The organism is Nitratifractor salsuginis DSM 16511 (assembly GCF_000186245.1).
GTDB classification, from domain to species: Bacteria; Campylobacterota; Campylobacteria; order Campylobacterales; family Sulfurovaceae; genus Nitratifractor; species Nitratifractor salsuginis.
On sequence record NC_014935.1, the window covers coordinates 2,090,756 to 2,101,285 of the forward strand.

10 protein-coding genes are annotated in these 10,530 nt (G+C 55.3%); 3 read left to right on the plus strand and 7 right to left on the minus strand.

Annotation, left to right across the window (positions count from 1 at the left end):
* Nucleotides 1-96: 96 nt before the first annotated feature.
* The 3 genes from purM to NITSA_RS10685 are packed head-to-tail and all read right to left on the minus strand — an operon-like array spanning nt 97 to nt 1,665.
* Nucleotides 97-1,098: a phosphoribosylformylglycinamidine cyclo-ligase gene (gene purM / locus NITSA_RS10675; protein ID WP_013555038.1), complete on the minus strand. Its 1,002-nt coding sequence runs from the start codon at nt 1,096-1,098 to the stop codon at nt 97-99.
* Nucleotides 1,095-1,310 (minus strand): hypothetical protein, encoded by a 216-nt coding sequence (locus NITSA_RS10680; RefSeq protein ID WP_013555039.1) that lies wholly within the window; start codon nt 1,308-1,310, stop codon nt 1,095-1,097. Before NITSA_RS10680 ends, purM begins: the two co-directional genes overlap by 4 nt.
* A gap of 40 nt (nt 1,311-1,350) precedes the next feature.
* Nucleotides 1,351-1,665 carry an MTH1187 family thiamine-binding protein gene (locus NITSA_RS10685; RefSeq protein WP_013555040.1) on the minus strand — a complete coding sequence of 105 codons (315 nt, stop codon included), beginning with the start codon at nt 1,663-1,665 and terminating at the stop codon, nt 1,351-1,353.
* A 135-nt stretch (nt 1,666-1,800) separates the two neighbouring features.
* Here NITSA_RS10685 and NITSA_RS10690 point away from each other — a divergent pair, with 135 nt between their 5' ends.
* A complete protein-coding gene (locus NITSA_RS10690; protein ID WP_042204476.1) occupies nt 1,801-3,012 on the plus strand; it encodes a BaiN/RdsA family NAD(P)/FAD-dependent oxidoreductase in 1,212 nt (403 codons plus the stop codon).
* 165 nt (nt 3,013-3,177) lie between these two features.
* On the opposite strand, the gene typA is transcribed toward NITSA_RS10690, so the two are convergent.
* The gene (gene typA / locus NITSA_RS10695) at nt 3,178-5,001 is read right to left on the minus strand and encodes a translational GTPase TypA (RefSeq protein WP_013555042.1); all 1,824 of its coding nucleotides are present in this window, start codon (nt 4,999-5,001) and stop codon (nt 3,178-3,180) included.
* A gap of 204 nt (nt 5,002-5,205) precedes the next feature.
* Complete coding sequence (locus tag NITSA_RS10700; RefSeq protein ID WP_013555043.1) at nt 5,206-6,312, minus strand: deoxyguanosinetriphosphate triphosphohydrolase; 1,107 nt, start codon at nt 6,310-6,312, stop codon at nt 5,206-5,208.
* Nucleotides 6,313-6,387: 75 nt separating this feature from the next.
* Here NITSA_RS10700 and thyX point away from each other — a divergent pair, with 75 nt between their 5' ends.
* Nucleotides 6,388-7,020, plus strand: a complete 633-nt coding sequence (thyX, locus tag NITSA_RS10705; protein WP_013555044.1) for an FAD-dependent thymidylate synthase — start codon at nt 6,388-6,390, stop codon at nt 7,018-7,020.
* Between the two features lie 61 nt (nt 7,021-7,081).
* Nucleotides 7,082-8,809: a L,D-transpeptidase family protein gene (locus tag NITSA_RS10710; RefSeq protein WP_013555045.1), complete on the plus strand. Its 1,728-nt coding sequence runs from the start codon at nt 7,082-7,084 to the stop codon at nt 8,807-8,809.
* Here the strand turns inward: NITSA_RS10710 and NITSA_RS10715 are convergent.
* Together NITSA_RS10715 and ruvC are read right to left on the minus strand one after the other, a co-directional pair.
* Nucleotides 8,797-9,810, minus strand: coding sequence for an NAD(P)-binding domain-containing protein (locus NITSA_RS10715; protein WP_013555046.1), 1,014 nt, complete (start codon nt 9,808-9,810; stop codon nt 8,797-8,799). The two genes, NITSA_RS10710 and NITSA_RS10715, sit on opposite strands and share 13 nt — an antisense overlap.
* A gap of 22 nt (nt 9,811-9,832) precedes the next feature.
* Nucleotides 9,833-10,309: a crossover junction endodeoxyribonuclease RuvC gene (gene ruvC / locus NITSA_RS10720; RefSeq protein WP_013555047.1), complete on the minus strand. Its 477-nt coding sequence runs from the start codon at nt 10,307-10,309 to the stop codon at nt 9,833-9,835.
* Between the last annotated feature and the right edge of the window lie 221 nt (nt 10,310-10,530).

Genomic DNA, 10,530 nt, shown 5'->3' on the forward strand with positions numbered 1-10,530 from the left:
AACCCTTTTGTCACGATCGTTTGTGCAGATTATAATGGGGCCGATTATAGCAGATCGGCATTAGAATTTAGAGGGGACAACTCCCCGATCAGAGCTCTAGGCCAGAGTCACACCCCGCTCGCCACTGACCAGTTCTCCGATGACATAGGCATCGGTCCGCTCCAAAATCGCGTCGACGTGCTCGGGCTCTGCGACCCAGATCATCCCCACTCCCATATTGAAGGTGCGGAACATCTCCTCTTCCTCCACGTAGTTGGCCATATATTCAAAGATCGGCAGGATGCGGATCTTGGACCGGTCGATGACCGCGTGGACATTCTCGGGCAGGACTCGGGGGAGGTTCTCTACGATCCCGCCGCCGGTGATATGGGCCAGGGCCACGAGATGCTCTTTGCACGCTTTGAACTCCCGGACATAGATACGGGTCGGTTCCAACAGCACATCGATCAGCGGACGACCCTCGAACTCCTCGTCAAAGGAGAGGCCCAGCTTTTCGAAAAGAAGTTTGCGCACCAGGGAGAAACCGTTGGAGTGGATCCCCGAGCTGGGAAGGGCCAAAAGGATCTGTCCGGGGCGCACCAGGCTGATCCGGTCCATTTCGCTGCGCTCGGCGATCCCCACGGCGAAACCGGCCAGATCGAAGTCCTTTTCGCTGTACATCCCCGGCATCTCGGCCGTTTCTCCGCCGATGAGAGCACATTCGCTCCGGCGGCACCCTTCGGCGATGCCGGCGATGACTCTCTGAGCATCCCGGGGCACGAGTTTTCCGGTGGCGTAATAGTCCAGGAAGAACATCGGCGTCCCGAAGTTGCATATGAGGTCGTTGACGCACATCGCCACCAGATCGATTCCCACACCGTCGAGCTTGCCACTCTCGATGGCCAGCTTGAGCTTGGTCCCCACCCCGTCCGTGGCGGAGAGGAGGACCGGCTCCCGGCACCCCTGGGGGAGTGCGTAGGCCCCGGCGAAAGAGCCGATACCCCCGATGACATTCTCATCGAAAGTCGATTTGACCTCCGCCTTGATCGCTTCGACGAACTGATTCCCGGCATCGATATCGACACCGGCATCCTTGTAGCTTATCTTTTCATTGCTCATTTGGGCTCCTTTCCGTCAGCGTCGCAGGGAGGGATGAACTGCCGCAGAATCTCGAGGGAGAGACACTTGCCGGTAAAACCGCCGACCAGCAGCAGAACGATCACCGCCAACTGTACGAGAAAGGCGATCCGGGGTTGGCTGACCGCCAATCCCATATTGATTCCCAAAATAATGGCCAGAAAAATACGCTGCATCCGCTCGGCACACATCATCTTCGACGCTCCTGTGTAAATATATCGGATTATAGCGCAGCTACCCGTTGAGCTTCCTTCCCAACTTGGCTTCGACGGAGGCTTTTTTCTTCTGCAGCCGACCTACCGGCCCTTTGCGATAGTCGATCTTGAGCACGCTGTAGATGCGGTTGCAATCGGATTCCAATTCGGCATGAGCTTTTTCGATCAGGGTAAAAATCTCGCTGACCGTTTCGGCTTCGATGATGGTCCCCATAGGTGTGAGCTGATAGGGCAAACCGCTGCGATCGACGAGATCGAGGACCCGCGCCACAAAGGCGCTCTTGGATTCGGTCTGGTCGGTGGGGAACATAGCAAATTCGACGAGGGCGGACATCAAGGCTCCTTTGGAAATGTCGGATTTTGGATGATGGATGATGAATCGGACGTTATAATGCCATATGCGAACAAAAAACGAAAAATTCCTCACTCCTCACTTCTCACTCCTCACTTCGACATCGGGCAATACCCGATGCTGATCGTTGGTGCCGGTGCCGCGGGCTTGGCGGCAGCCATCACGGCGGCAAGAAGAGGGATGCAAGTTACCCTGCTGGAGCAGAACAAAGAACCGGGCAAAAAGATCCTGGTCAGCGGCAACGGCCGCTGCAACATTGCCAACCACCATCCCGAGCCCCATCGTTTTCATTCCAACGATCCCGATTTTCTTCGCAAAGCCCTCAAAGGATTCGATGCTGAACGTATCTCCGGCTTTTTGCAGAGCCTGGGGCTCGAAGTGGAAGAGGAAGAGGAGGGCAAACTCTTTCCGATGGGACGCCAGGCTGCCAGTGTCGTCAAGCTCTTGACAAGGGAATGTCAACGTCTGGGTGTGAAGCTTGTCACCGATTGTCACGTAGAAGAGATCATCAAAGAAAAAGAGGGCTTCCTCATAAAAAGCAGCTGCGGAATTTTTCGGGATATCTCCCTGCTCCTGGCCGGGGGAGCGCCCGCCGCACCCCAGCTGGGCGGCAGCAACAGAGGAATGCTTATGGCTCAGAGTCTGGGCCACAGACTCATCCCGCCCCGTCCGGCCCTGGTGGCGCTGGAGAGCGAAGAGGCTTGGCCCAAAAAGGCGGCGGGGGTCAAAGTCCGTGCCAGAGTCAGACTGGCGGCATCGGGACAGACGGTCAAAGAGAAGGATGGCGATCTGCTTTTTACCGATTACGGGGTAAGCGGTTTGGCGGTTTTGGATCTGAGCCGGGAGGCGAGCCTGAGACTGGCAGAATGGGAACCCTGTGACCTGCTTATCGACCTCCTGCCCCAATGGAGTAAAGAGCGCTTGACAGCATTCTTGACAAAGCGTATCGATCCCCATCGCCGGCTCCCGATCGATCTTTGGCTGGAAGGGGTACTGCATCGCAAACTGGTACCGATCATCCTGGAGAAAAGCGGCCTCAAACTCTCCGACGAATCACAACTCAACCGCAAAAGCATCGGCCGACTCGTCTATGCCGTCAAAAACCTCAAGCTTGCCGTTACTCAGACCCGGGATTTCCGCTACGCCGAAGTGGCGACCGGAGGCATCGACGTCACTCAGGTCGATCCGGAGACGATGGAATCCCGACTCGTTCCCGGACTCTATTTCGCCGGCGAAATCCTCAACGTGGACGGGGATCGGGGCGGCTTCAACTTCCACTGGGCGTGGACGAGCGGGATCAGAGCGGGAATATCAATTGATGATGGATGATGGATGATGGAAGATTATGGATTATGGATTGCTGAGAGATCAGAAATGGTTGTCCTTCTTCTTTAATCGCCTTTAATGACCCCAATGACCAATGCCTAATGACCAGTGACTAAAACACTTGCGACTTGAGGGCCGCAGACCCGTGCTTGCGACGTGCGACTAAAGTCAGCTCTGCGCCGCGGCTTTCTTATCCCGGGCGGCCCGGCGGCGGGCGGCGGAATCGAGATACTTTTTGCGGATGCGGATGTTTTCGGGGGTTACTTCGACCAATTCGTCATCTTCGATCCACTCCATCGCCTGCTCCAGGGTCATTTTGCGGGGCGGGACCAGCTTGATGGCGTCGTCGGCACCGCTGGTGCGCATGTTGGTCAATTGTTTCCCTTTGAGGGGATTGACTTCCAAGTCACCGGGACGGGCGCTCTCTCCAATCACCATTCCATTATACACCTTCGCCTGAGGCTCGATAAAGAGGGTACCACGGGCCTGAAGGTTGAAGAGGCTGAAGGCGACTGCGACACCGTTGTCCATAGAGACCAGCGCTCCCTGGGTTCGGCTCTCGACGCTGCCGGTATAGGGGCGGTACTCCAGGAAGGAGTGGTTCATGACCCCTTCACCTTTGGTATCGGTGAGGAATTCGCTGCGAAAGCCGATGAGGCCCCGGGCGGGAATCTCGAATTCGATCCGGACCGTGCCGTCGGGCATCGGGGTCATGGAGCTCATCTCGGCTTTGCGTTTACCCAGCTTTTCGATGACCGTTCCCTGATGCTCTTCGGGGACATCGATGACCAGATGCTCGAAAGGCTCCATGCGAACCCCGTTCTCCTCTTTGATGACGACTTCGGGACGGGCCATGAGAAACTCGAAGCCTTCCCGGCGCATATTTTCGGCGAGAATGCCGATCTGCAGCTCTCCCCGTCCGGAGACTTTGAAGCTGGCATCCCCCAGGGGCTCCATCTTCATCGCGATATTGGTCTCCATCTCTTTTTCGAGGCGCTCGCGGATCTTGTTGGAGGTGACGTGTTTGCCCTCGGTACCCGCCAGCGGGCCGTCGTTGACACTGAAGATGACTGAAAGGGTCGGCTCTTCGATGTGCAGAGGATCGAGAGGCTGAGGATTGGCGGAATCGGCGATCGTATCTCCGACGTCGATGTCGTTGAATCCGGCGATGGCGACGATATCGCCCGCTTCCGCCTCGTCGATTTCGACACGATCCAACCCGCGGAAACCGATGAGCTTGCTTACGCGGCTCTTGGTCTTTTCTCCGTCGGCTTTGAGGAGCGTATACTCGTCACCCTTTTTGATCCGACCGTTGAAGATCCGGCTGATCCCGATCCGCCCGACGAAATTGTCGTAGTCAAGCGTAAAGACCTGCGCCTGGGTCGAAGCGTCGGCTGATCCTTCGGGATAGGGGACGTGCTCGATGATCGCTTCAAACAGGGGCGTGAGATCTTTGTTCTCATCTTCAAGATTCCATTTGGCATAGCCGTCGCGGGCGGCGGCATAAAGCACCGGGAACTCCAGCTGTTCGTCATTGGCATCCAATGCCACGAGCAGGTCGAAGACCTCATCGACCACCCGCTCGGGCTCGGCGGCGGGCTTGTCGATCTTGTTGACGACAACGATAGGCTTGAGGCCCAGTTCGATCGCTTTTTTGAGGACGAATTTTGTCTGGGGCATGACCCCCTCCTGGGCATCCACCAGCAGCAGAACGCCGTCGACCATCTTGAGCACCCGCTCCACTTCGCCGCCGAAGTCGGCGTGGCCCGGGGTGTCGATGATGTTGATCTTGTGATCTCCGTAGGTGATGGCGGTGTTTTTGGAGAGGATGGTGATCCCCCGCTCTTTTTCGATGTCGTTGTTGTCCATCACCCGCTCGTCCACTTCCTGGTGGGCGGCAAAGGTCCCGGATTGCTGAAGCAATCCGTCAACCAGAGTTGTCTTGCCGTGGTCGACGTGCGCAATAACGGCGATGTTCTTGATTTTTTGCATTCTTGTTCCTATCGTAAAGTGCGCGCATTATATCGAAATCGTCGCGGGCCATTGGTCGTGGATCGTTGAAGGCCCATATTATCGTAATGAGAGCCAATTTGGACTACAAAAGAAAATTGCAGGCGGAATCATTCTGAATGTATTCGGAAATTCCATCGGCATTTGTTAGGATGATCCCAACGACTAAGGACCAATGGCCAACGACTACAGAGAGATCCCGTAGATTTCGTGGTAACTCTTCATCGCATAGCGATCGGTCATAGAAGCGATCATATCGGCCACGACCCGGCGGGGATTGCGCCGGTCGAAAAGCTCCCGCTGGGAAAAGGGAAGCAGATCCGGTTCCTCGACATAGGCACGATAGAGAGCGCGCACGCACTGCTTTCCGGCGTACATATTCCGCACGATCTTTTCGTGGCGGTAGAGGCGCTGAAAGAGCCGCTTTTTGAGGCGCTTGAGTTCTGAGCCTGTTTCGGCGGAGAAGCCGACGGGGAGAGGTTCTTCCGCGGGAATCGCGGCGCAGAGAGGTCTCTCTCCGCGATAGCGTTGGACCCCTTTTTGGGAAGCGGTAATGAAATCCTCCACCAAAAGGCGGATAAGCGAAGCGACGAAGCGATGACGGTAGAGATGATCCTCCCAAGCGACTCCTTCGCGCGCCACCATCCGGTGAACCCGATCGACGATCTCCAAACCCTCCAGATCCCCGAAACCGATCAGGCCGTATTTGATCCCGTCGTCGATATCGTGGCTGGTATAGGCGATCTCGTCGGCATGATCGACGATCATTGCCTCCAGGGAGGGGTGCCGATCCAGAGCAAAGGCTTCACGGATCCAGTCGGGGTAGAAGGGTTTGTCGTAGGGGTAGGAGTGTTTGAGAACCCCTTCGAGGGTAGCGAAGGTGAGATTGAGGCCGTCGAAGTTTTTATAGCGTTTCTCGAGGGTAGTCAAAACCCGGAAGGATTGGAAATTGTGCTCAAAACCGTTGGGGTGGCCATCCTCTTTGAGCAGGCGGTCCAGCTCGTCCCCGCCTACGTGACCGAAGGGGGTATGGCCCAGGTCGTGGGAGAGGGCGATCACCTCCGCCAGGGTCTCATCCAGACCCAATTGCCTCGCCAGAGTCCGGGCGATCTGACTCACCTCCAAAGTGTGGGTCAGGCGGGTGCGGAAATAATCCCCCTCGTGATTGAGGAAGACCTGGGTCTTGTACTCCAGACGGCGAAAAGAACCGCAGTGCAATACCCGGTCCCGATCCCGGGAAAAAGGTTCACGAAAATCCTCTTCCAGCGGAAAAAAACGATCATAAGGCCCCATTATTTTTGCCCATCCTCGATTAATCAATTTAGCTATAATTGTGCACAATTGTAGCACTTTAGAGAGGGAGAAGGGATGCAGGTCAGTCTTTTGCACTACACACCGTTGGAGGTCTGTGCCCACGCCATTCGTACCTGTTGGCAGAGCTTCGACAAAAGCGACGAAGGCGGGGAGAAGGACCGGGCGCTGATCGACCGGGTGGGCAACAAATACAAACACGCCTCGACCCTGGAGCATCTGGTTTATACCTTTTATATCCAGGGAGTAAGCCGGGCCCTGCTCCAGGAGTTGGCCCGTCACCGTATGGCCAGCCTCAGCGTCAAAAGCACCCGCTACACCCTCAAAGAGCTCAAGGAGTGCGCCCCCTTCGATGAAGAGGATTTCGAAGGAGCCTCCCGCTTTATCGTCCTGACCCATCACGAGGCGGTGGACCGGGCATCGATCCGGGCCCTGAACAACCTGCAAGCCCTGCTCAAAGAGGGAGTGAGCAACGACTATGCCAAATTCGCCCTCCCCGAATCCTACAAGACCGAACTGACCTGGACCATCAATGCCCGAAGCCTGCAGAATTTCCTGACGCTGCGGAGTAACAAAAGCGCTCTCTGGGAGATACGAAAACTGGCCTATACCCTCTACGATCACCTGCCCGAAGATCATAAATACCTTTTCGACGAGTCCCTTTATCCGGAGCGTGAGCTCGAAGAGTAGCGTTTCCTGTATCCAATATGCTTCCACAAACAAAAAAATCATCCATATTTGAGGTTTTATAATGACAAAAAAAGTTTTTCTACTCCTATTTCTAGGCTGGGGAGTCCTGATGGGAGCGCCCGCTCCTACCCCAGAGAGCGATCTTCTCGGCACGCAGATCCAGACAACCCTCGATTCGAAGCTCCACAGCCCCTACCGGACGCAGATCGCGGAGCTCTACCGTCTCAACGGTTTCAAAGCGCTCTGGGTGGGTCCGGAAAATGCCGCCAACTACGCTGCGCTGCTCCACGCCCTGGAGAACCCGCTCTACAACTACAACCACAAAGATTTCAATCTCAATGAGATCAAACGCCTCTCTTTCCTCCTGGACAACGGAGAATTACCTCCCGCCAACGTCCCCGCGGCCAGGGCACGCCTCGATGTGCTGATGAGTGACGCCCTGATGCGACTGCTCCATTTTATTCGGGTGGGGGATGTGGATTGGCCTCTGGTCCAGCAAAAGCTCAAACGGCTCAAGGAGACCCAGGATGTCCAGGCAGCCTGGGATATCCGCCCCAAGAAGCTCCCCGAGACCAAAGAGCTCTACCAGGTACTCAATCAAAAAGAGTTGGCTCCCTATCTTCGCAAGCAGCTCCCCCTGGAACCACGCTACCGAAAGCTCCTGGCTCTACTGGCCAAATACCGTACGATGCCGAACTTTCCCAAACTCTCCTACGGCCGGACCCTGCGCATCAACAGCACCGACAGCCGTATCCCCCAGATCAAGCGGATGCTGAAATTTTTCGGCGATTATCCAAAACACTTTGCCGAAGACAATCAATTCGACCGCCCCTTTGCCCAAGCGATCCGCAGCTTCCGCAGCCGTTTCAAGCTCCCTCCCGGCAACACCGTGGACAACAAGGTGATCCAGGCCCTCAACACGACGAAGAAGGAGTACCTCCGGAAGATCCTGGTCAATCTGGAGAAACTCAAACTCTACCCGCACCGTTGGGAACCCGACTATGTCGAAGTCAATGTCCCCGAATTCAAGATGCGCTTCTATCGCAACGGACAACCGATCTTCAGCAGTGATGTGGTGGTGGGACGCATCGACAGGCCGACGCCCATCTTCGACAGCAAAATGACCTATATGGTCCTCAACCCCACCTGGACCATCCCCGACAATCTGGTCCGCCGGGATCTGATCCCGATGCTGAAAAAAGAGCCCGACTATCTGCAAAAGCACAACATCCACGTCTATACCAGCTACAAACCCAACGCACCCGAGGTCGAACTCGACTTCGAGAAGCTCTTCAGCTATGAACACGATACCCGGCCCATCCCCTACCGTTTCGTCCAATTCCCCAGCGATCAAAACGCCTTGGGACGGGTCAAATTTATGTTTCCCAACAAATACTCGGTCTATCTCCACGATACCGACAACAAAAAGCTCTTCGGCTACCGCTATCGCGTCTTCAGTTCCGGGTGTATGCGGGTTGCCAAGCCTTTCGATTTTATGGACCTGTTGCTCCATTACGCCCGGGGAAACTACTCGGAAGGAAAGATTCAAGAGATCTTAGCCAGCAACAAACCGACGACCATCCGCCTGAAAAAGGCGATTCCCGTCCATATCGTCTATTTCACGGTGCGCCGGGAGGGGAAAAAGGATTATTTCTTCTACGATATCTATCTCTACGACAAAATGATCTGGGAATCGATGGAGGGGCACAAGAAGGCAAGCTTCAGAGTGCCGGAAAAACGCCTCAACCCCCTACGCAAAGAGCGTAAGAGACGGCGTCATTTCTTTTGACAGACCGTACTGATGTCTTGTTTGTTGAGCTTGAGTTTCCCTTGGGAAATGATATCCTGGACGATGCGGTAACCGTGATTTAGGGCTATGGCGATGCTGCCGCCGCTCTTGAAGGCGATATCTCCCGCAATGTAGATCCCCTCGACACTGGTTTCCAGATTCTCCTTGAAGACCGGCTCACCCGTCGCATCCAGCTGCAGGTTGGCGTTTTTGAGGAAATCTACGGGGGTGGTGCCTCCGATGGCATAGATCACCCGGTCGTAGACCTCTTCACTCCCGTCTTTGAAGTGGACTTTGACCTTCCCGTGCTCATTCTCCAGGCCTTCGATATCCACCCCCAGTTTGGGACGGACCTTCCCGCTCTCAAATGCCTCCTTGATCAGCTTCTGATTGGTGGGATTGGGACGGGTCAGCTCCTCCCGGCGGTAGTTCAGCGTCACATCGTTCGATTCTGCCAGCTCCACCGCATACTCCGTCGCGGTATCCCCCCCGCCGACGACAAGGATCTTCTCTCCCTTGTCGCACTGGTCGAGATTGAAATTGACCTTCTTTCTGATAGAAGGGGGAATCTTGTAGGAGGGTTTGTTGGGTTTTCCCATCCGTCCGATGGCGATGACGATATAGCGCCCGCGGAACTCTCCGCAGCCGGCCCGGACGGTGAAGATCCCATCCTCTTCTTTGGTGATCTTGTCCACTTCGCAATTAAAGTGGCTGTCGATGACGTGCTGATCGATGAGGCAGTCGAAGAAGTCCAGGGTACTCTCCTTGGTCCCGTCCATGAAGGGGATGCTCCCCTCCATCTCCACGATCTGCCCCTGCCAATCCTTGTCCACCCGCTTGTTGTCCTTGTAGAATTTACGGATCGTGTCGGAGTGGTTGTCACTCTTTTCCAAAAGCAGGATCTTTTCGATCCCCAGAGCCCGTGCCTCGATCGCCGTGCCGATCCCCCCGGGACCTCCTCCGATAATGATCAGATCGTAAATCGTCTCTTCTTGACTCATTTTTTTCTCCTTTAACTTTAATTTATTTTCTCAGCCTCACCCGCTGGGCGTGGGTAATGGCAATGGCCATAGCGTCGGTGATATCCAGAGGCTTGATTTCCCGACGGATCCCCAAAAGCCGTTTGACCATAAAGGCCACCTGCTCTTTGGCCGCCTTACCGTTGCCCGTCAGCGCCTTTTTGACCTGCAGCGGCGTATACTCGTAGAAGTAACCCACCTCCTGGAGCACCTTGAGGCTCAAAGCCCCCCGAAACTGGGCCAGCTTCAGGACCGTCTTGGGGTTGAAAGCATAAAAGATATCCTCGATAGCCACCTCATCGGGATGCTGCTTCTTCAGTAGAAGGTCCAGCCCCTCGGCCAACTCCACAATCTGCTCCTGGAGCGTCCCCGGTGCAATTTTCAGCAACCCCGCCTCCAAAAGCTCCATCTTCCCCCTTTCATAATGGAGAAAGCAGTATCCGAGGTTCCGGCTTCCCGGATCGATTCCCATGATAACCATCGAGTTTTTCACATCCTTTTCAACGACGCAGCGAGACACATTTAGAGTATTGCTCCGGCAACCATTAACCCACATCTGTGAGGGAGCTTTCACTCGATGGCGACAAAGGAGCACCCAACCCCGTAGGGGCACCGCAGGTGTTTGCGACTGCCAGAGCTGTCGAGTGAAAACTCTGACTGGAGTGAAAAATGATATTTGCCGGTTTAATACTATGGGCACAT